The sequence below is a fragment of the Desulforapulum autotrophicum HRM2 genome, assembly GCF_000020365.1.
Taxonomy (GTDB): Bacteria; Desulfobacterota; Desulfobacteria; order Desulfobacterales; family Desulfobacteraceae; genus Desulforapulum; species Desulforapulum autotrophicum.
Map to the genome: position 1 here is coordinate 4,509,557 of NC_012108.1, position 22,076 is coordinate 4,531,632.

A 22,076-nucleotide genomic window follows, 5' to 3' on the forward strand; every position below is an offset into this window, starting at 1 on the left:
GGTCTACTCCTTTCCAAGGGCCCGTTCCAGTTCAGAAACGGATATATTGTACATGCTCAGGGCACGGATATGGTTGGTTCTGGCCCGGGTCAGGGAGACCTCGGCGTCCAGTCGTTCAAGGGAGGTGCTCAGGCCCACCTGGTACCGGGTCCGGGCGGCCTCCAGGGTTTCTTTGGCCGTGACAAGGGAGCTCTGGGCCACCTGGACGGATTCCCTGGCGGCCTGGGCATTGCGGAAAGCTTGTTCCACTTTCAGGCGGATGCCCCGTTCAATCTGGGTCCGGGCGGTTTTGGCCTTTTGAAGTTCATGGCGGGCCAGGGCCACGGAATGGCTGACCATGCCGTGGTCGTAGAGTTTAAGACTGGCCACAAGCCCGATCTCGGCGGACGGGTCCTGGTTTTCAGGTTCAAACTTGTGGGCGCTGCCCACCAGGGCCACGGTGGGCAGATGGCCACTGCGGGCCAGGGCCACCTGATCTTCGGCCATGCGGATTTTGGCATCCATGGCAGCAAGCTCAGGACGGCGGGCCAGGGCCTCTTGTACCAGGGCATCAAGGCTGCCCGGCAACGATCCCAGGGGTGGCTGCCCTCCAAAGGTGTACCGGGTGGAAAGATCCACCCCCATGGTAAAGTTGAGGGCGGTTCTGGCAAGGGCGAAATTGTTGGTTGCAAGGAGTTGCTGCTGTTTCAGGTCGGCCAGTTTTTCCCTGGCCCGGAGTACGTCCAGCCGGGGCACGGTTTCCATGAGGTGATAGGCTTCGGCCTCGTTTACGTGGATCACCATGCTGGCCACTGCATCGTCCAGGGCACGGGTCATCTGCCGGGTAAGCAGAACCGTGAAATATGCCTTTTTAACGGCCAGGGCCAGGTCCTGGTCCGCTGTTTTCAGGTCATGCCTTGCACTGTCCCGCCCGGCCTCGGCCATTTTTTTAACGGCAGTCAGCCGGCCACCCGTGTAAACCGGCTGGGTCAGTTCCACGGCCATGCCGTAATAGGTACGGCTGTCATCTGGCATGTCCAACGTCGAAATCTGGCCCGATGTCAAGGCGGACAGGGCGTTGTTCAGCTGGACCAGCCCCTCTTCCAATTGCACCAGGGAAGGCTGATCGTCGTAGCGGTAGATGCCACCGTCAAGGGTCACCACGGGGCCGAATGCCGAAAGGGCCTGACCCACCCGGTCCTGGGCCATGTCCACATCAGCTGTGGCAAGTTTACGGGACAGGCTATTTTCCATGGCGATTTCAACGGCCCGGTCTGCAGTCAATTCCGGGGGGCTGTCGGCCACGGCCGGGCAGGTAGTGCCCAGGGCAAAGACCAGAACGGCAAGAACAATGGTGCAAATATGTTTCATGGGGTATTTCATCTCATTTTTAACAGGAAGCTGTCGTCGCTTCCAGGGGTTTTGCCGTAAGGCGGTACCAGTCATCCTGTTCAACCAGAATTTTGCCGTTAACCTGCCTTAACCCAATCCAGTATTCAGCCGTGGACTGGGCCTCAACCGATGCAAAGATGGGGACAAATCCAGCCTTTGCACATTGATCGATAAGGGTCTGCTGATTCTCAGGGTCAATTTGACCGGCTTCATCAATGTAGGCTGGGATGTTGAGCATCTGGTTCTGTTTGACGTGCAGGATCCGACTGAGCAGCATGACATTCAGGACAACCTTTACGGTAAGGTCTGTGCCCGTTGACTGGATACTGGTACTTCCAAAACTTTTTACTTCTTTACCGTTTTCAAGCTGAACCAGAATACCAAGGTTGAAAAGGTTCGGCAGGGAGATTTTCACCCCCTTTTTATCGATCAGCTCGTTAAATCTCTGCACAACCCTGTAAATATCTTTGTCTCCGCCGAAAATGGAATCTTCGTTTATCAAAGTGTTAATGATGCTTAAAATATTATTGTTCTCATCTACCACAAACTCAATTTTATTGATATTGGAAATCTGGTGTTTGTTCATGTCCCGGTTAAATCGTTTGATTTCATATACAAATTCATGGAACTGATCTTTCAGATTCTTGAGCATGGCCCCGAGCTGACGGGTGGCAGCTGTTTCATTTCTCTTGAGGACGGTTTCATAGTTGTTTATGCTCTCCTCGTTGGTATTGTCCTCAAATTCTTTGATTCTGGCCGGAATATCCCTGCCTGAGGCAAATCGATTGCCGCCCCTGAGCTCTATGTTTACAAGACACTGGTCAATTCTGGCTCGAATGTCTGAAATCGCCTCTCGTTTAACCACATAGGCATTGATTAAGGTTTCAATGTTGATACCGTCCATGTCAAGGACCGGTTCCCTGTCCAGGGCTGTATTGCCTTCAAGGTTTTTCACGATTAAAACCCGCTGCCGTTCAGCCTCCATTTTTAGAAGCGCGGCCTGGCTTTTTTCTATTTCAAACCGGTCGCCTGTGATCCTTTTATTCAGCAGCGCACTCTGATCCTCATTGTCCTTCATTCGATCGACAACAAGTTTCAGCTCGCTTTGTGCCTCGGCCAATTGTGCTTCAAGCCGGGGTTTTTCCTGTTTTTCCCTTAAAAAGGCCTTGTAGCCCTCAAGCTCGTTGCTCTGTTCCCGGATGGTCAGGTCAAGATTTTTCTTCTCTCGTTCCTTTTGCTGGTAGTTCTTTGCAACATCCAGGGTTTTCACCAGCTCGGCCTTATCTTTTTGAACGAGCGCCAGGTTTTGTTTGATCCGGTCATGGTTGAAATAATCATCAATATCAACGGAGGCAACACGGTTCAGATCAATCCGTATGTTTCCATCATTGTAGATCCCCTTGGCACACCGCTGCAAAAGCTGCTGCAGTTGCCTGACAAGGCCGGGTTCATCGTGGATGCACAGATCCTGGTTCTCAAGGGAAAAAGCGGTTAAAATATCCTTGTTAAGAATCTTCATGAGCATCTGAATATCTTCCGGTCCAAAGTGTTTTTTAAGCACAAACAGCAGGTTTGATCGAATGTTCGTTAACTGGGATTCAAATCCGGCAATCTCTTTTTGAACGGATTTGATTTTCTGCTCTATTCTCTTAACCGGATCCACCGTTGATTTTCCAAGCTCAAGAACCAGGCTGTCCCGTTGATCCTCCAGCAGGGCAATTTTCTGGACACAGACGTCAACACCGGGGAAAAGGGCATAATGGGCCGCTTTTCTTTCCAGTTTAGCCAACCGCTTTCCCAGTTCTTCCTGCTGGCTGAAAAACCTGCCATATGCCGTCTTTTGAATCTCATTGTCAGCTTTTATCCGGTTGATCTGATTTTCAATTTCTCCGTGGGCAAACCTCATGTTTTCAAGGTCTGTCTTTTTTTTCTCCCGCTCCCGCTCGTACCCGGCTTCGATTCGTCTGAATGCAGACGAGAGAAATTCAAACCCTTCATCCCAGTCAGCCTTTAACCGAACCAGCGCCTGCACCTCTTTTGCAATGCTTCTTGCGGCCGCTATCCGGTCTCTTTCACGTTCCAGTGATTCATTGAAGTTTTTGTATTCACTCATGAAATCATAGGAAACGCTCTCCCAGCTGGGCAACAGGGAATTGATTAAAAACATCTTAACTTCTTCCATATTGAAATCATTCATGTGGAGAAGATTCTTAAAAACATTTATGAACAGACGATAATTTTTATCGGTCATGCTTTTGAGCCTGAAAACACCAATTGAAAATTTCTCATTGCCCTGGATGGTGATCTCCTTACCAATGAGGGCATCCTGCATCTGCTTGGGCTTCAGCCGTTTGACCCAGTGATCCGCCAGCCCCAGGTGCTGTTCAACCTGGTCAAGGGTTCTGACTTTTTTTCCTGCCCCCCCGGTGGCGTCCATCAGGAAATCTTCAAGGTTCAACTCTTTTTTAATGGCAAACAACTGGTATTCATGTCCGGAAAGCGGCCCCTTCCCGGCGGCCCCCACAACAAAGGTTCCCGTTTCCGTGAGGACTTCAGAAAGCACATAACTGTTTTCATAGGGGAAATAATATTTCAGGGTCTGTTTGTAATCCTTGGGAAAAACCATGTCCCGATAGTTGCACAGAAAAGGAAACTGAAGGGCATTGATGGCCGTGGATTTTCCCACATTGTTGGTGGCAGAGATGGACAGGGGTTTGTCCAGGGGAAAATCTCCCAGGGAATAACTCTCTGTGTTCAACAGGACCAGCCTTCGAATGCCGTAGCTGATTTTAGCGGTCATCAAAGTCATCCCCTTGTCCGGGCTCTGTTTTCAAGGGTTCGACCACCTCGGAAAACAGGGTGGTAAATCTTGAAACAGATCGTTTAAACATGATCAGGTAATTGTCTTTCATATCTAAAAAACCATACTTCTGGAGTTGCTGCACTGTCCGGAGCAGATCAGCTTCTTCATTGATACCCACCTGCTCCAGGACTTTCCGGTAGGGGTCGAACTGTAAATGGGGCAGTTCCGGCACCACAAAGCGTTGTTCGATGATGGCTGAAACCGGGTCTTTTCCCTGGTCTGCCAGAAAATCGTAGAGAATAGCCATGAACACGGTAAATTTTTTGCTGACCCGGTTGATACTGATCTTTTCCGGCCCAGGCTCAAAATAATATATGCCTGAAGCGCCGTCACACAGGTTAAACCCAAGGGTATTGAAAAGCCCTCGATAATAGGTCTCATGGGTGGTCAATTCCGTGAAAAGATCACCATCATCGATGCACAGATGATACCCCATGGAGAAGTGATGGAACAATTCCCGGGTCAGCCGGGGCTGGGTCTGGGGGGTATCTGTTTCAGGCATTTTCCACCTTTATACTGAACCCATGGATCCCATGGGTTGGGGTTTGATAGGTTTTTGTCCGGCTTTTTTTAACACGAAATGTTTTTTCCGTCATCATCAGAAGAACGATGTCCAGAATTTTTCCAGTGGAAAATTCCGGGTATCGTTGAATGGCCCATTGCATGCCATCCTTGATGGGCAGGGCCGACCGGATCTCCTGGATGATGGAATGCCTGTCCAGGGGCACAGAGATCCTGGAGAAACGTTCCGCCTTGTCCTGTTCACTCAGCATGGAAATAGGCGGGGCTGGATTTTCTTTGATATTTTTGTAACCGGCATAATACTTGAGCAATACCAGGTCATGGCTTATCAGGGGCGAGCGTTCCCTGGAAAACCAGTTCAGGGTGGCCATGGATTCAATCTTCTGGAACTTGTTTTTCCTCAAATAGTCCAGGACAATGGAGGTCCCCCGGGTCACCCGGGAATTTAACCGGGCAACCTCGTAAAGGGGCTGCAGCAGTTCCCGTGACAGCTTGAACCGTCCCAGCACCGTCATGCGCATATCAATGAGCATCTGCTTTGCAATATGGATCTTATCACGCTCACCGGTCAGGGATCCGCCCCGTTCAAGGGTTTCCACGGCCTTTTCAAGCCGGTTGATCACCTTGTCTGTGTTCTGGTCAAAGGCGCTCCATGGATCGATCATCTCTCCCATGGGGGCAATGTATTGATCCCATGCATCCAGAATATCGGCATACCGCTGTTTCAGGGGAATGGCCGTGTCTTTTTTCTTTGATTCAGCCACAAGGTTCTCAATGGCCTTGTAATCGTGGCGGGTCTGCCGTTTAATGGTCTGGGTCTGCTTGTTGATCTTCTTGATCACCCTGGACAAAGCATCAGCGTCCCTTGCCTCAACCGCCTTTGTCAGGCGGATGCTCAGCATATCAAACTGACTCATATGGACCCGGATGCTTTCGGACAGCCCCAGCTGCTGTTCGCTCAACAGGTCCTCAACGATCTGTTCGGTCAGATCCCCAAGGGTATAGAGCGTCTGGCTGGTAAAGATCTGGGACAAAACAGTATAGGACACCAGGGTTTCAATAAAAGAAAAGGCGTCTGTTTCAGGGTCATGACGGCGTATGGCCTGTAACAGCGAATATTGATCAATGGGACCTTCCTTGTTCAGCTCAAACAACGCAGTGATCAGGTTCCATTGTCTGGAGACAAAGGTTAAATACCCCCTTGGCTGCATTTACCCCCCCCCGTTACCCGATCTTTTTCGCAAAACGATTCAACTATACCACCCAGACAGTATAATGGGTTGCCCCGTAAACCACCTTGTGACCGACCCGGCCGATGAAAAAGGCCTCCACCCTTGAAAGCCCCCGTCGCCCGACAACAATGGTGCCGCACCCGCTCTTTTCGGCCTGCTCAATAATGGCCTGGGACCGGCTGTGTACGCCCGTGGCTATTTTTTCAGAAATATTTTCAGGTTTAAACCCGGATCGCTCAAGGATCTTTCTTATGTTCTGGAACAGCCCCATTATCTTTGATTTAAAGCTGTTAATGCAGTTGGCTTCCATGGCGACCCGGGAGGTGTCGGACTCGCTGGGCAGGTCCACTGGCAAATCCGTTCCCGGACATTCAAAATTGATCGCCCCAAGGCCCAGGACGGCATGGAAAATAACCGCTCCATGGCCATGGCCTCCAAGCCATTGGGCAATGAGATCAACTGCTTTCATGGAGCAGGGGGAGGTATCCACGGCCAGCAGAACTTTCTTCACAGCAGGAGTCTGTCCCACGATGATGATGGGGATAAAGGTCAACGTCTGCAGAAGCTTCACGGCAACACTGCCAAGGATGATGCTTTTGAACTTGCCCATACCCCGTCGTCTCAGGATCACGGCAGTATAGCCGTCTTTTGCCTCCTTGATGATGTCCTGGGCCACCCCTTTTTCCAAATGGTGAAATTTGATTTCAACCTGGTGTTCCTGGAACCCGCCCCGGACCAGGATCTGTTTCGCCTTTTTCAGATGGGTCAGGATTTTTTTTTGCTCCACCGACTCCCAGCGGCTCAAGGCATCTTCCATTTTATCACCGGCCGGACGATTCTCCAGCCCCTGGTACACTTCCTTGTGCACTTCCTGGCACACTTCCTGATACGCCTCCTGGTACCATTCAGGACTGCTGTCAAACACATGGAACAAAACGATCTGTGTCGAGTCATCAATGGGCATGAAATCCTTGACATATTTGACCGTGTGAATGGACCGTTCAGAGCCGTCAACCAGCACAAGTAATTTTTTTTTCATTTTTTCCTCCATTATCACGCCTTTCGAGACAAACTTACAGATCACCACCGGCCATGGGTGGGTTGCCGCCGCCGCCAAGTACAGCATAGAGCGTCACCTGACTGGCAAGCCTTGTGAGGCGCAGGGAGATAAGCACCTGCTGCTGGGTATAAAGGGATCGGTGGGCATCCAGCACCCCGAGATAACTGTCGAGTCCCATGTTATACCGTTTTCCTGAGAGATCATAGGTTGCTGCCACGGAATTCACAAGGGATTTCTGCGCGGCAAGTTGATCGTCAATGGTGCCCTGGACGGCAAGGGCATCGGCCACCTCCCTGAAGGCCGTCTGTATGGCTCGTTCATACTGGGTCAGGATGATCCTGCGATCGGTCTTGCTGACCCCCAGGGCAGCCCAGGCCCTGGCGTCAAAAATCGGCACTGAAATCTGGGGCGTGAAGTTCCAGGTGCTTGAATCTGATTTAAACAGACCTGCGAGATCATCGCTTGCCGTTCCAAGGGCACCGGTCAGGGAGATGCGGGGAAAAAGTGTGGCCCGGGCCGCACCGATAAAGGCATTGGCGCCCTTGAGCCGATGTTCCGCAGCAACAATGTCCGGCCGGTTCAACAGCACGGCCGAAGACAGCCCCGGGGACAGGGGTTCAAGGGCAGCGATACCATCAAGGCCTGCCGGCAGCAGCGCCTCTGGCACCTCGCCACCGGCCAGCAGTGTCAGGGCATTTTTATCCTGGGCCACAAGCTGGGTAAACCGGGGGACATCTCGTTTTGCCGCATCCACCTGGGTCTGGGCCTGGTGCAGATCAATTTCGGTTACAAGCCCTGCATTATAGCTCTTCTGGATGAGATCAAATGATGCCTGCTGGTTTTCCAGGGTGGCCCTGGCAAGGGCAAGGTTTTCCTGGTCTGCAGCAAGGGTGAAATAGGTCCTGGCCACCTCGGCCATGAGGGCAATCTGGGCGCTGGAACGGGCCTGGTCCGTGGCCAGATATTCTTCCAGGGCCTGATCCTTGAGGCTTTTCAGGCGACCAAAAAAATCAATCTCCCAGGCGGCAATGCCAAAGTCCACGGTGTATTGTTCAATGGTCCGGGGATAGGACGTGGTAATGAGATCCCTGGATCTACCCAGTTTACTGGCCGATCCTGAAAAATCAACAACCGGATAAAACTCGGCCCGCTGGATGCCGTACACCCCCCGCACCCGTTCCAGGTTCAACGCCGCAAGGCGAAGATCCCGGTTGTTTTCAAGGGCAGTTTCAATCACCTGTTGAAGCCGTGGGTCCGTGAAGAATGCCTGCCAGGCCAGGGACTGAACGTCCTGGGGCAAGGCTGGGACATCGCCGCTTTTATAGGCGGCTCCCTGGGGCCATTGACCCGGGACCGGGGCCGGGGGCCGGGTATACCGGGGGGCAAGGGAACATCCGCCCAAAAGGATGATAAGGGCCAGCACAGTCAGACATCTAAAGGCCATGGGCCGCAATGTGAAGTTGACGGATTTCATCGCAGGGTACCTCCCGGTAATTCAAGGACCTCTTCATGGTGATCCGTATTGGGTTCTTTTTTGGGTTTTGGGGTGAACATGCCTGCCACAACCACAAAAAACAGCGGGATGAAAATCAGATCAATAAAGGTGGCCGACAACATTCCCCCGCAGACAGCCGTACCAATGGCGTTCATGGCACCGGCACCTGCCCCGGATGCAATGGCCAGGGGCAGCACCCCAAAGAAAAAGGCCAGGGAGGTCATCATTACGGGCCTGAACCTTGTTTTTACCGCCCCAAGGGTCGCATCGATCAGATTGTCGCCATGGCCCAGGCGTTCTTTGATAAACTGAATGATCAGGATGGCGTTCTTGGTGGAAAGACCAAGGGTGGTGAGAAACCCGATCTGGAAATAAACGTCATTGGGAAGCCCCCGCAGGGAGGTTGCTGCAATGGCACCGAACACCCCCAGGGGCAGCATCAGGAGATTAACAAAGGGAATGGTCCAGCTTTCGTACAGGGCGGCCACACACAGGAAAATAACAAAAATCGAAAAGGCGTAGAGAATGGGCCCCTGGGCTGTGGCCATGCGCTCCTGGTAGGAGAGCCCTGTCCAGTCAAACCCGATGCCCTGGGGCAGCTTGGTCACAAGGGCCTCCATGGCGGCCATGGCCTCGCCCGTGCTGTAGCCCGGGGCCGGCTCCCCCCAGATGTTGATCGAAGGAAAGGCGTTGTAGCGTTCGAGCTTGGGCGATCCCAGACTCCAGCGACCTGTGGCAAACGAGGTAAAGGGCACCATTTTGCCCACGTTGTTACGCACGTAGAGTTTTTCCAGATCCTTTGGCAGCATGCGGTAGGGGGCGTCTGCCTGGGCATAGACTTTCTTGACCCTGCCTGCCTGGATAAAATCGTTGACATAGGCACTGCCAAAGGCTGCGGAAATGGTGGTGTGGATGGAACTGATGGGAACCCCCAGGGCACCGGCACGGTTCCAGTCCACGTCAATGCGGTATTCAGGTACATCCTGCATGCCGTTGGGCCGCACCCTGACAAGGCGGGAATCCCGGGCTGCAAGCCCCAGGAGCTGGTTCCGGGCCGCCATCAGCTGTTCGTGGCCCAGACCCCCACGGTCCTGGAGCTGGAAATCAAATCCCGAGGCCATGCCAAGCTCAATGACCGGGGGTGGAGAAAAGGCAAAGACCATGCCCTCGTTGATCTTGGAGAATTCCCCCATGGCCCGACCTGCAATGGCCTTGACCTTGAGGTCGGGTCGCTGGCGAAGTTTCCAGTCCTTGAGTTTGGCAAACCCCAGGGCCATGTTCTGGCCCTGGCCCCCGAAACTGATACCCACAACGGACATTAAGGATTCCACCGCCTCTTGTTCGTTGTCGAGCAGATGGTCCCTGACCTTGTCCATCACCCGGCTGGTCTGCTCCAGGGTCGAGCCCGACGGCAGCATGGCCATGACCATCATGATACCCTGGTCCTCATCCGGGATATAGGATGTAGGCATTCGCTGGAACAAGAAACCCACGACAGCCACAATCAAAAGATAGAGAACCAGGTACCGGACCTTCCTTGTAAACGAACGGCTCACCAGGCCCACGTACAGCCGCCTGATCTTCACAAAGGTTCTGTCAAACCACCTGAAAAAAGGCCGCAGGAAGAACACGGCATTGTCCGAGGGTTCATGGCCCATGGGTATGGGTTTAAGAAATGATACACACAGCACCGGGGTGAGGATCAAGGCCACGAGGACTGAAAGCAGCATGGAGGCGATGATAGTGACGGAAAACTGGCGGTAGAGCACCCCCGTTGACCCTTCAAAAAAGGCCATGGGTGCAAAAACGGCCGAAAGCACGAGGCCGATGCCGATGAGGGCACTGGTGATTTCATCCATGGATTTTGCCGTGGCGTCCCGGGGAGATAATCCCTCCTCAGCCATGATGCGCTCCACATTTTCCACCACCACGATGGCATCGTCCACCAGCAGCCCAATGGCCAGCACCATGGCAAACATGGTGAGCATGTTAATGGAAAACCCGAAAAAACCCAGGGTGGCAAAGGTGCCCAGGAGCACCACGGGTACGGCAATGGTAGGAATGAGGGTGGCCCGGATATTGCCCATGAACAGGTACATGATGACGAACACCAGGAAAACGGCCTCGAACAGGGTTTTGACCACCTCGTCAATGGCCACCACGGTAAAGGGAGTGGTGTCGTAGGGATAGATCACCTTCATGCCCGGGGGAAAAAACTGGCTCATCTCCTTTAGTTTCTGCTTGACGGCATTGGCTGTATCCAGGGCATTTGCCCCCGCAGCCTGGCGGATGGCCATGCCAGCAGATGCCTTGCCGTTATAGTTGGCAACGATATCAGACCGCTCCGTACCAAGCTCCGTGCGGCCGATATCCCTGACGCGCACAACAGAACCGTCCTCGTTGGTGCGGATGGGAATGGCGGCAAACTCATCCGGGGTCTGGAGCAGGTGCTGGACAATGATGGCGGCATTCATGCGCTGGCCATCAACGGCAGGTGCACCACCGAGCTGGCCGGCAGACACCTCCACATTATAGGCGCTGAGGGCCAGAATCACATCCTCCATGGTAAGGTTGTAACTTGTCAGGCTGTCGGGATTGACCCAGATCCGCATGGCATACTGGGAACCAAAATTTTCCACCTCCCCGACTCCGGGCACCCGGGTAAGGATTTTTTCCAGGTTTGACTGGGCATAGTCCCTTAAATCATTGCCGTCCATGCTGTTGTCTTCTGAAATAAGCCCCACGATGATCAGGTAGTTCCGGGTGGATTTACTGACCTTGACACCGGATCGCTGAACCACGTCGGGAAGGCTTGCCATGGCGAGCTGGAGCTTGTTCTGCACCTTGGACCAGGCAACGTCAGGATCTGTTCCAGGGGCAAAGGTCATCTCCACCCGGGCGGCACCCGACGAGGAACTTGTGCCGGAAAGATACAGCATATCGTCCAGGCCCGTCATCTTCTGTTCGATGATCTGGGTCACGGTGTTTTCAACGGTTTCTCCCGAGGCCCCGGGATAAAAGGCATCAATGGCAATGGCCGGTGGCGCAATGGCCGGATACTGGGAGATCGGCATTTTATAGATGGCAAGCCCGCCGGCCGTCATGATGATGATGGCAATAACCCAGGCAAACACGGGCCTGTCCAGGAAAAATTTCGAAAGCATCACATCCCCCCGTTATTCTGTTTCTGGGATTTTGCATCCGGGCCGGGCTGTGCATCGGGCCGGGATCCCGGGTGGCTGCCCATGGCACCGTTTTCCGGGGAGGGCCCATGGAAATCAGTCGCCTTGACCGGGGTACCCGGCCGCAGCATCAAAAGGCCTTCCACAATAACCCGATCCCCGGGAGCAAGGCCTGCATCAACGATCCATTGATCGTCCACGGCCCGGTCAAGGGTGAGCATGCGAAGGCCTGCTTTGCCCTCGGAATCCACGATCATGGCAAAGGGATTGCCCCTGGGATCCCGGGCCACACCCTGCTGGGGAATTAAAATGGCCTGTTCATCCACCCCTTCCTTGATCACAGCCCGCACAAACATGCCCGGCAGAAGCGTGCCGTCGGGATTGGGCACAACCACCCTGAGAATAACCGATCCCGTGGTGGGATCCACAGTGACATCACTGAACTGGAGGGTTCCCTCCTGGGGGTATGGGGTATTGTCCCCCAGCAGCAGCTGAACCTTGTTCTGTTCTGGTGTGGTGGCATTGAGGGTGCTGTTCTTTAACCGCAGCAGCTGGTTGGTGGACTGGGGAAGATCCGCATAAATGGGGTCCAGCTGCTGAATGGTTGCCAGGGGTACCCCCTGGTAGGCCGTCACAACGGCGCCTTCGGTCACGGACGATCTGCCGATCCGGCCGGAAATGGGGGCCATAACCCGGCAGTATCCCAGGTTGATACCCGCAGTTTCCATTGCAGCTCTTGCCTGGGCAATGGCGGCATCGGCCGCGGCTACAGCGCCCCGGCGATTTTCCACCTGGGCCTGGGCTGCTGCCAGGGTCGCTGCTGCGACCTTGAACTCGGTCACGGTCTGGTCCCGCTGCATGGCCGATACGATTTTATCCTTGAACGAGGCCTCGAATCGATCCCGGTTGGTCCGGGCAAGTTCAAGGGTGGCCTTGAGGCGGTCAATATCTGCGATACTGGCCTTGAGGGCGGCCCTTGCCTGGTCGGCAGCTTTCAGTAGGGCAAGGTGGTTGGCTGTGGCCCGGTCTATCTCTGCCTGAAATGGTGCAGGATCAATGGCATAGAGCACCTGGCCGGCCTTGACATCGGATCCTTCCTTGAACAGGCGTTTGAGGATGATACCGCTCACCTGGGGCCGGATCTGGGCCATTCGATAGGCTGAGGTGCGGCCCGGCAGTTCCTGGGTGAGCATGATCTTCCCGGGTTTTACCGTTATGGTTGACACCTCTGGAACAGGGGCAGACGCCGGGGGTTGCGTTTTGGATTGACCATCGCAGCCTGCCAGAAAAATGCAGACAGACACAAGTATTGCCCAGATGTTCATTTTAAGCTCTCCATGGATTGTTTTATGCAACTGCATCATACTGCCTCCAGATATTAACGACCGCAAATTTTATAACTTAAACGAAATTGATTGCCTTCTGGACCGTCTGCAGCAACGCATCAAAGGCCAAACAGGACTGCGATTGGACCTTTAACTTGCCTTGTAGATGGACCACCAGATTTGATAGATTGGTCGGCGCTATTTCTGTTCTAATTATTTCATCTGCGGTCCTAAACCATGACCTTCTTTACAAGCCAGTTCAACCACACGATCCCTTCCCGGCCCAGGCCATCGGCCGTGGTCCATGGGGTTGTCATTTTAAACCCTGTATTCTTGCAAACCCCCGGTCAGTTGTCAATGGACATGACCGTAAACCGCCGCCCTTTTTCATCAAATTCGCCCCCTTCCCATTTCTAAAACTAGATTATCAAGTTTTTTAGATTCACTTCGAATCGGCAGGCGGAAACGGGTGTTGCCCTTCTCTCATGTATGCTTATGCATCTCTTCGAGCCTCGCAGCCTGTCCATGGGCTGCTCCGAGGGAAATGGCAACTCATTCGGCGTCCATGCCGACCGTTGCCATTTAATCCGTTCAGGGTAACACCCGTCCCCACCCGCCTGCTGCTATCGTGTTTCACGCGTTGTTGTGTCCGCAGAACATGGGGATGCCAGGGTACTTGACAATACCGCCATGCTGGGCTATTGACCCGTTGAATGAGACTAAAAATCCTCCAGCCGGTAACGGCACTGACCCTGGGTGCCGTTATCATCAGTTTTTCAAGCGTGTTTGTCCGGGCGGCCCATGTTCCCTCTTCCGTATCCGCCTTTTACCGGGTGGCCTTTGGCGCTGTTTTTCTGGTGCTTGCCTGTATCTTAAAAAAAGAATTTAAACCCCGACGCCTGAAAAATAATCTGCTTGCAGTACTGTGCGGTATTGTCTTTGGCCTTGATCTGTGGGTCTGGCATTTGAGCATCCTTTATGTCGGACCGGGGCTTGCCACCATTCTTTCCAACTGCCAGGTGTTTGTACTGACCCTTGCAGGGGTCTTTTTATTCAAGGAAAAAATTGGATGGGTCTTTGTTCTGTCCCTGCCCATGGCATTTCTTGGGCTGTTTCTTATTGTGGGCGTTGACATGGGGCACCTGACCCGGGACCATCTCATCGGTATTGGGTTCGGACTGACCACGGCCCTGTTTTACAGCATTTTCCTGCTGGTATTGAGACAGATCCAATCGGACCGGAACGATTTTTCCCTGTTTTATTATCTCATGGTTGTCTCTGTTGCCAGTGCCCTTTTCCTGGGTGGCAAAATATATATGTCAACGGACAGCTTTGCCATTCCCGATGTCATCACCCTGGTGTGGCTCATCTGCCTCGGGCTTTTCAGTCAGACCATTGCCTGGGTGATGATCTCCAATGCCCTTCCAAAGGTCAACGCATCGTTTGCCGGACTTATTCTGCTGCTGCAGCCTACCCTTTCCTTTGTGTGGGATGTCATCTTCTTTGACCGGATCACAGGACCTGCAGGATGGGCAGGTGTCGTGGTGGTCCTTTCTGCAATCTATTTCGGCATGACCGGAAAAAAATAGTTCCGTGTCAGCAAAATTTACAAGGTGTAAAAAAAATGTTTCACCCCACGGCAGGGATAGCCGTCCAGAACCGTTGAATGTGGGGCCTTACACGGCAGACCAGACAGGCATGTTTTTTGCTGATACCCTAAGAGAGACTTTTTTTATAAACATAGAAAACTGACGGGCAGGCGATGACAAAACCATTCCATATCCTGGTGACCGATACCAATCTCCATGTGAGGAGTCTGTTAAAACGGGAGCTGGAGCAGGATGGACATACCATCTATATGGCTAAGAACAAGAAAGAGGCCCACGGCTATATATATGGAAGCAACCAGCTGGACATCATCGTCCTTGACCCTGAGCTTCCCGATTTCTTTGGCCAGTCCCTTCTTGATGAAATCCAGGACAGGATTCCTCCGGTTAAAATCATTATCCACACATTTGCAGAATTTTTCAATGAAATGAATGTTGACGAAAACATTTATTTTGTGGAAAAGAGCGCAAATAGCATCGCACCCATGAAAAAAAAGATCGAATCATTTGGAAGGAACGCATGAAAGGCAATTGAGAACCGCCCCAAAAGGACGATCAAATGGCGGAGGCCCCAACTGAGATAGTGGTAGAAGAAAGGGGACGCTTCACAAATTCCTTGTGATGAAACGTCCCTGAATGCGCTGAACCCTATTCTTTTCTTATGCTGAAAACGGGAACAGGTGAGTGTCTGAAGAGTTTTTCAGCCGTTGTACCAAAGAGAAATTCAGGCAGGTTGGTCCGACCCTTCTGGCCGATGACCAGAAGGTCGCCGTCCTCTTCATCCAGGGCAGTGAGAATCTCTTCAAAGGGAATACCATACCGGACTATAATCTTTGTATCTGTCTCCTTGCCGCCACACTCAGCCAGGAGATCCCCAAGCATTCTTTTTCGTCTCTCCTTGTCATCTCCGATATACTTATCGGGTAGGAAGCTGTTGGGATGTTCGGCATTAAAGGCCTGCCTGGCCGCGTCAACCGACTTTCTGTTGATGACATTAACAATGATTACCTGGGCCGAGATTCCCTTTGCAAGGCTCAAGGAGTGTTCCAGAATGTCCTGGGAATAGGTGGAGAAATCAAGGGCAGCCACAATTTTCTTTATCTGTTTCATTTTACCTTCTCCTTTCAACTTTTACGGCTGAAATTATCCCGGTCCCGAACGCTCACAACTGGCACTTTGGCGTGCCTGAAAATCTTTTCAGCATTGGAGCCGAAAAGCGTTCTTGAAAGGTTGCTCCTGCCCTTGTTGCCGATGACGATCAAGTCGATATTTTCATCCTTGGCAAAGTTGAGGATCTCCTCAAAGGGAACCCCCATGTTGACATGGATGCTCATGGTCGATTTCACCTCAAAGAACTTCTCCTTTACAAGGGCCCGGATGGCGTTATAGCGCTCGGTCTTTGAATCCGTGATGTAACGTTCAAGGTCAATTCCGTTGGGATAATAGGCACTGGCCATTTTAACACCGTTGATGTCACGCTGGTTCAACACGTTCAACAGCAGAATCTCGGCATTGGACGCTTTGGCAAATTCAACGGCGTACTCAATGGCAAGGGTGGAATATTCGGATAAATCCACACCAACAAGGATCTTTTCTATTTTTTTCATTGCAGCCTCCTGGAATTCAATTACTTATGAATTAAAAAACAATTCTTTGGCCCGTAGTCTGATCTGCGGCATAGGTCATTTCGGCAATGGCCCCAAGGGCCTTAACCATGGGATCAAATCGGTCAGGGGCAATCCCGAAGGTATGGATAATGATCTTTCTGAATCCATCGTCCTTCTCTTCATTGGAGGTCAGAACACTATGGATACGCGCCCTGTGGTTGCGGACGGAATCCATGAGATCCTGGACAATGCCGGATCGATCTTTTACTTTAAAGGCAAAAGTCTGCCCCTTGTGGCCAGCTCCGGTAAACGAAACAAGGCAGCGAAAGATATCGCTTTTTGTGATGATCCCCTCCATCTTACCGTTGTCTCCCATGACAGGCATACCGGAAATATTGTTGGCAAGCATCTTGGCGGCAGCCTCGTCAACGGTAAAATTTCCAGGAATCGTTATCACGGGACTTGACATGAGAGAGGTGATCTTGATCTTGCGGACCAGGGTCATTAATTCGTAGATATCAAGGGAGGTGGCCTTGGACGGAGACGCTTTTTTGATATCTCCATCCGTGACAATCCCAATGATTCTGCCATCATCCATCACAGGAACCATGGAGATAATCTTTGTTTTAAAAAGATCGGACACGTCCATAAGGGATGCATCCTTCTCAACGGTGACAACGGGTTTACTCATCCATCGTTTTATCAGCATATCGCCCTCCTCAGATATTGAAGTGCTAACATCATCTGATAAAACAAAGAGCAATTCCCATGCCAATGTATAAAACAGGGTTTACGCGTGAACAAGCGGCTACCGCGGGGCTGATATGCCTGATGCCATGGTGCCGGGTGTCAACCTTTTTTACACTTCGTAAACTGTATCACTCCCTTGCGTTGGTACCGATCCGAATGCCGTACTTGTCCAGCTTTGAATGAAAGGTGGGTCTTGACATGCCCAGCAACTTCGCTGCCCTGGAACGGTTGCCTTCAGTAAAATCCAGGGCCTCCTCAATGAGCAGCGATGCAATGTGATCCAGGCAGGAATCAAAGATCTTTTCGTCCTTTTCCGATCTAAGGCATTCACGCACCCAGTCCCGGACACCGCCTGCGGGTGTTGCTTCAACATCATCCGTTCGGCTCCGGTTGTCAAGTTCATTCAGGGTGATCTCTTCGGCCTGGATGGGGGCACCCCGGTTGAAAATCAGAACTTTTTTCAACACATTGGCAAGCTCCCGGATGTTGCCGGGCCACTCATACTGCTTGATCTTTTTCACGGCTTCCGGTGAGATGCCCGGGTTTGCCATGGACATTTCCGCACTCAGCCTTGCCAGCAGGTAGTCAGCAAGGATAACGCTATCCCCCTTTCGATCCCTCAGGGGGGGCATGGTGATGGTGATCACCTGGAGGCGATAGTAAAGATCCTCCCGGAAGACCCCATCGGCCACGGCCCGTTCAAGATCCCGGTTGGTTGCAGCAATGATCCTGACATCCACGCTGATGGGTTCCCTTCCGCCCAGACGCTCAATGCTGTTCTCCTGGAGAAGGCGCAGAAACTTTGCCTGGATGCTCATGGGCATGTCCCCGATTTCGTCGAGGAACACAGTGCCACCCCTTGCCTGTTCGATTTTTCCAACCCTTCGATGGGCAGCTCCGGTGAAGGACCCCTTTTCATACCCAAAGAGCTCACTCTCGAGAAGGGTCTCTGGAATGGCCACACAGTTGATGACCATGAAGGGTTTTTCAGCCCTGAGGGAATGATTATACACGGCCCTTGCGGCAAGTTCCTTGCCTGTTCCGGACTCCCCCCGGATAAGAACCGTGGCATCCGTTGACGACACCCGTCCAATGGCCTTGTACACCTCGAGCATCTGACTGCTGGTTCCCACAAGGGCCTCGCGGCCGGAAAAACCGTCTGACTCGGGGTTAACATCCACGGGGGAGGACATGCATCGGCCAGCCAGGAGCGCCTTTTTAACGAGCCCAAGCATTTGAGGCACGTCAAAGGGCTTGTAGATATAGTCGTAGGCCCCCTGCTTGATGGCCTGGATGGCCGTTTCAGTGGTGCCAAAGGCGGTGATGATGATCACGGGAAGCTTTGGGTTCTCGGCGTGGATGGCTTCAAACACCTCCATGCCACTCATGTCTGGCAGGCGGATGTCAAGGATCACAAGATCCGGGTTCACGGCTGCAGTCTTGATGATACCGTCCTGGCCGGTGTAGGACGCTTCGATTTTATAGCCGTCCTGGGTAAGGATTTTTGCGAAACTCCGGCTTAATTGCTGGTCGTCGTCAATGACGAGTATCAGACCCATGAACGATCTCCTTGACTGGTAGTTTTATGATGAATTCAGCCCCTTCAGACCTGCCCGATGCGATTAGAAAAAGTCCTCCATGCTCCCGGACAATCCTTTCAACAATGCTCAACCCAAGACCGGAGCCCTCCTCCTTGGTGGTAAAGAAGGGGTTGGTGATATCCTTTAAGATTGGCTGTGGAATACCCGGTCCATTGTCAACAATGGAGATAACGGCCATATCCCCGACATCCGGGACAACCTCCCGGGATTCAGTGATGACAATGCGTCCGCCCCCCTCCATGGCCTCGCAGGCGTTGGTGACCAGATTCACCAGGGCCTCCTTGAGCCGGTCACTGTCCACCATGACCCCGGGAAGATCTGTGTCAGGCTGAAACACAAGTTCCACATTGTGCTCCTTGAGCCGGTATTCCAGAAGGGTAATCACCGAATTGATGACCTTCTGTATGCTGCACAGTTTAAGCCTCAGTTTAGGGGGCCTCGCAAACTCGATGAAATTCTGAACAATCCGGTCTATCCTTGCGATCTCATCGGAGATCACCTGGAGATCCTCGTTCTGAATATCGGTGAGATCAAGGGATCGGCTCAGGGAAAACATCCTCATCTTGATCGAAGTAAAGGGATTTCGAATGGTATGGGCAACACCCGCCGCCATTTCGCCCACCACAACCATTCTTTCGGCATGGAGAAGGTGCTGCCGACTTCTGGCAAGGGCATCATGGGTGTCGCCAAACTCCTTCATCATCCCCTCCAGGGAATGTTTCAACGAAACAACCTCATCCTGATGGCTCTCTGCCGGTGAACCACCCGTTTCAATGGCAAGCCCACGGATGGGAATCAGGATGTGGCGATAGAGAACCAACAAAAGAAGGGTGCACAGGGAGAGGAAGACCCCCATGCCGGAAAACCCCACCCACCTTAAAGTGACCGATCGACAATGATTTTTCGCCTCTGTCTCCTGGATAACCCGCCACTGATTCTGGGTGAACCCGCGGCAAAGTTCGAGGAGACTGAAAAAAAGCCCCCGATGGCGTTCATGGACAAGGGAGATGCTCTCCGATACATTGGATTGACGGTAACTGTCGATCACCTGGTCCTTGGCCGCCACATAGGTGGCATACTGGGTTTTTATTTTTTCCAGAATTTCCCTCTGATCCGGACTGAGGTTCAGGGACGAGGCACGGTCCAGGCTCTGACGGAACACCTCCCGGTACTGGCCAAGGGATTTAAGCCAGTTTACCTGGCCGTCCACAAAATAATAGGTCAGAAACCCCTTCTGGTTTGCAAGTGCAAGCTCCATGTCCTGGGCCGTCTTAAAAAGGACCACCTCCTTTTCCACCATGGTCACGAGCATGGCATCAATCTCATAGGAATACCACAGAAAGCAGATGCCGCCGGCCACGACCGTGGCTGCCATGGCAGAAAAGATGTAAATGATTTTCGATCTAAGGGAGATATAATGTTTCATCGCCTGGCCCTGTTCTCCTATGGCTGAATGACAATTGTCGGGAATATTCCCTTTTTAGCACCCTCTGGATAGGGCTGAATCGTGTTGAATGAGATATACTGATTTTTCTGGGCATGGCCCTTTTTCTCAGCCCCATTGAAAAAAGCGCCGTTGGCCTCAAGGATGTGAAGAATTCTGTGCTGGAACGCTTCCACAAAAGCGGCCCCATTGCCCTCAAAAAACATGTTACCCATGGCAAGCCGGGTGTCCACCTTTGAAAGTTCTTCAATGGCGATGGAGTTGGTTTCAAGATCTTCCTCGTTTTCGATCAGACCCCAGACTAGGTGATTGGGTGGAATGGTCAGCTGTTCTGTGATGTCAATGATGGTGTGGGGCATGACAATGGAATTCTCACCAATGGTCAGGCGATTTTCCGGACGGCCCCGCACAAAGCTGTTAAACCCGACAAAAACCATGACCCCAAGATCCGCCTCGATGATCTTGGCCCCATGGGCCGTGACATCGTTACCTTCAAGTCTTGAATTGATGATAAAACAATTTTCCTGGACATTGGCACCCTTGCCAAGCCAGGCATTCTGGAGGTAGGCCCGCTGGGCCACAAGCACATTATCGCCAATGGTGGTCAATCCCCGGGTCACGGAATAGCGGTCAAGGGAAGCCGATGAGGGAACAGGAATGGTCTGCTCAATGTTGACCACATCAAAAACCCGCTGGAACGCCTCCTTGCGATCTTCCACAAAATCGATAATTTTACCCTGGGGGGGTAAGCCGGCACCAAAATAGACATAGTCGTTGAGCCTGGGTTCAGGAAACTGGTAGTAGAAATTAAACTCGCCGGGATTTCTCACCCACACGGTTCCGGGGGGAATGTTCAGGTGGCTGATCTCCCCGGCCTGGACATAGGAAAAATTGCCGATGACGCAGTCACGCATGGTGGTCAGGTCCACTGTGGCAAAAACACCGAGGAAGCATCCGTCGCAGGGTGCCCCGTGGATGTTGGCATAATTCATGGAAATGGTGTCCTTGATAAAGAACCGCTCAAGGGACTCAGGATCATGGGAAAAGTTGTGGACCAGGGTCTTGATGAGAAAGCTGTCCTCCACATGGATCTCTTCGTTGTCCACCACGGGAATCTCATAGTCGTTGAACTGAAAAAGGTCTCCTTTTTTCTTTAATTCATCCCCCCTGATATCGCTCTTGTAGAGAAGGGAATTGCTCACCCGGCAGCGCCCCAGGAAATAACTTCCGGCAAGGTTTGAATGCCTGAATTTAAAATTCAAGGGATGGTGGGGGCTGATGCCGTAGAACCCGTAAAATTTGACCATCTGGTTGAAAGGAATCAAATCCTGGACATAGGGGTTGACATCATACTCAAGCTCCCGCAGATTTATGTTTACCCGCTGTACAATTCTGTCAAAAAGTTTTTCTATCTCTCTCATATATGTTCCCCTTTTAACCTATTTATGCACTTTTTTCATGGCCGCTATCAATGCGGAAAAGACATCGGAAAGTCTTAAAACGCCCACAACCTTGTCTTTCTTTGTGACAAGGAGAGAGAGACGATTTCTAACGGTGAGCTGGTGGACTGCAGAGTTAAGCGAAGTAGTTTCATCGATAAACTCATTTTCAGCAAGGGTCAGCATGAAATCCTCGACCTTCATTTCCATGGCAATGGGGTCTGTATACAGGTAATCTTCTGCCTTACCATCATGAAGATTCTCCTCCCGCATGGCTGCTACAAACTTTGAGCTGAAACCGAATTTGGCAATCCGGTCCACCACAGCCGTGTGCTCGGTTTTAGGTTCAAGGGCCCTGAGAAGGGTGAGCTGGCTCAGCTTGCCGATCACTTCTTTGTTTTCATCAAGGACCAGAACAATCCAGTGGGGATGAACGGACCGCTCCACATCCTTTTTTGCATTTTCAAGGGCAAGAACCGCCTCGTAAAGTGTAGACCCTCTGGCAATGGTGGCATAGTCGGAAAGGGGCACCATCAAATCTTTTACTATCTGGTTCATTAAAGAAACTCCTTTATCCG

17 protein-coding genes are annotated in these 22,076 nt (G+C 52.2%); 2 read left to right on the forward strand and 15 right to left on the reverse strand.

Features of this window, described 5'->3' with window-relative positions; all coding sequences use genetic code 11:
- Positions 1–3: 3 nt before the first annotated feature.
- From HRM2_RS19775 to HRM2_RS19810, 8 genes are read right to left on the reverse strand one after another with little or no spacing between them, the layout of a single operon-like run.
- The gene (locus HRM2_RS19775) at positions 4–1,350 is read right to left on the reverse strand and encodes a TolC family protein (RefSeq protein WP_187149286.1); all 1,347 of its coding nucleotides are present in this window, start codon (positions 1,348–1,350) and stop codon (positions 4–6) included.
- 19 nt (positions 1,351–1,369) lie between these two features.
- On the reverse strand, positions 1,370–4,171 hold the full coding sequence (locus HRM2_RS19780) for an AAA family ATPase (protein ID WP_015905804.1): 2,802 nt from the start codon (positions 4,169–4,171) through the stop codon (positions 1,370–1,372).
- On the reverse strand, positions 4,161–4,736 hold the full coding sequence (locus HRM2_RS19785; RefSeq protein ID WP_015905805.1) for a condensin complex protein MksE: 576 nt from the start codon (positions 4,734–4,736) through the stop codon (positions 4,161–4,163). Before HRM2_RS19785 ends, HRM2_RS19780 begins: the two co-directional genes overlap by 11 nt.
- Positions 4,729–5,967 carry a hypothetical protein gene (locus HRM2_RS19790; protein WP_015905806.1) on the reverse strand — a complete coding sequence of 413 codons (1,239 nt, stop codon included), beginning with the start codon at positions 5,965–5,967 and terminating at the stop codon, positions 4,729–4,731. Before HRM2_RS19790 ends, HRM2_RS19785 begins: the two co-directional genes overlap by 8 nt.
- 43 nt (positions 5,968–6,010) lie before the next feature.
- Positions 6,011–7,027 carry a universal stress protein gene (locus HRM2_RS19795; protein WP_187149287.1) on the reverse strand — a complete coding sequence of 339 codons (1,017 nt, stop codon included), beginning with the start codon at positions 7,025–7,027 and terminating at the stop codon, positions 6,011–6,013.
- Positions 7,028–7,061: 34 nt separating this feature from the next.
- Complete coding sequence (locus HRM2_RS19800; protein ID WP_015905808.1) at positions 7,062–8,522, reverse strand: efflux transporter outer membrane subunit; 1,461 nt, start codon at positions 8,520–8,522, stop codon at positions 7,062–7,064.
- Positions 8,519–11,707 carry an efflux RND transporter permease subunit gene (locus tag HRM2_RS19805; RefSeq protein WP_015905809.1) on the reverse strand — a complete coding sequence of 1,063 codons (3,189 nt, stop codon included), beginning with the start codon at positions 11,705–11,707 and terminating at the stop codon, positions 8,519–8,521. The genes HRM2_RS19800 and HRM2_RS19805 overlap by 4 nt, the downstream gene beginning before the upstream one ends.
- Positions 11,707–13,089 carry an efflux RND transporter periplasmic adaptor subunit gene (locus tag HRM2_RS19810; protein WP_015905810.1) on the reverse strand — a complete coding sequence of 461 codons (1,383 nt, stop codon included), beginning with the start codon at positions 13,087–13,089 and terminating at the stop codon, positions 11,707–11,709. Before HRM2_RS19810 ends, HRM2_RS19805 begins: the two co-directional genes overlap by 1 nt.
- Before the next feature lie 674 nt (positions 13,090–13,763).
- On the opposite strand from HRM2_RS19810, the gene HRM2_RS19815 reads away from it, so the two are divergent.
- Entirely contained in the window at positions 13,764–14,639 is an 876-nt protein-coding gene (locus tag HRM2_RS19815) for a DMT family transporter (protein ID WP_015905811.1), read from the forward strand.
- Between the two features lie 173 nt (positions 14,640–14,812).
- Entirely contained in the window at positions 14,813–15,181 is a 369-nt protein-coding gene (locus tag HRM2_RS19820) for a response regulator (RefSeq protein ID WP_015905812.1), read from the forward strand.
- 124 nt (positions 15,182–15,305) lie between these two features.
- On the opposite strand, the gene HRM2_RS19825 is transcribed toward HRM2_RS19820, so the two are convergent.
- The 7 genes from HRM2_RS19825 to HRM2_RS19855 all read right to left on the reverse strand — a co-directional run bounded on the left by HRM2_RS19825 (position 15,306) and on the right by HRM2_RS19855 (position 22,056).
- Positions 15,306–15,767, reverse strand: coding sequence for a universal stress protein (locus tag HRM2_RS19825; RefSeq protein WP_015905813.1), 462 nt, complete (start codon positions 15,765–15,767; stop codon positions 15,306–15,308).
- Between the two features lie 14 nt (positions 15,768–15,781).
- On the reverse strand, positions 15,782–16,264 hold the full coding sequence (locus tag HRM2_RS19830; RefSeq protein ID WP_015905814.1) for a universal stress protein: 483 nt from the start codon (positions 16,262–16,264) through the stop codon (positions 15,782–15,784).
- 31 nt (positions 16,265–16,295) lie between these two features.
- Positions 16,296–16,973 (reverse strand): CBS and ACT domain-containing protein, encoded by a 678-nt coding sequence (locus HRM2_RS19835; RefSeq protein WP_015905815.1) that lies wholly within the window; start codon positions 16,971–16,973, stop codon positions 16,296–16,298.
- Between the two features lie 169 nt (positions 16,974–17,142).
- Complete coding sequence (locus HRM2_RS19840; RefSeq protein WP_015905816.1) at positions 17,143–18,573, reverse strand: sigma-54-dependent transcriptional regulator; 1,431 nt, start codon at positions 18,571–18,573, stop codon at positions 17,143–17,145.
- Positions 18,551–20,041 carry an ATP-binding protein gene (locus HRM2_RS19845; protein WP_015905817.1) on the reverse strand — a complete coding sequence of 497 codons (1,491 nt, stop codon included), beginning with the start codon at positions 20,039–20,041 and terminating at the stop codon, positions 18,551–18,553. Before HRM2_RS19845 ends, HRM2_RS19840 begins: the two co-directional genes overlap by 23 nt.
- A 17-nt stretch (positions 20,042–20,058) precedes the next feature.
- Positions 20,059–21,480, reverse strand: coding sequence for a transferase (locus tag HRM2_RS19850; RefSeq protein ID WP_015905818.1), 1,422 nt, complete (start codon positions 21,478–21,480; stop codon positions 20,059–20,061).
- Positions 21,481–21,498: 18 nt separating this feature from the next.
- Positions 21,499–22,056, reverse strand: a complete 558-nt coding sequence (locus HRM2_RS19855; protein WP_015905819.1) for a CBS domain-containing protein — start codon at positions 22,054–22,056, stop codon at positions 21,499–21,501.
- Positions 22,057–22,076 lie beyond the last annotated feature (20 nt).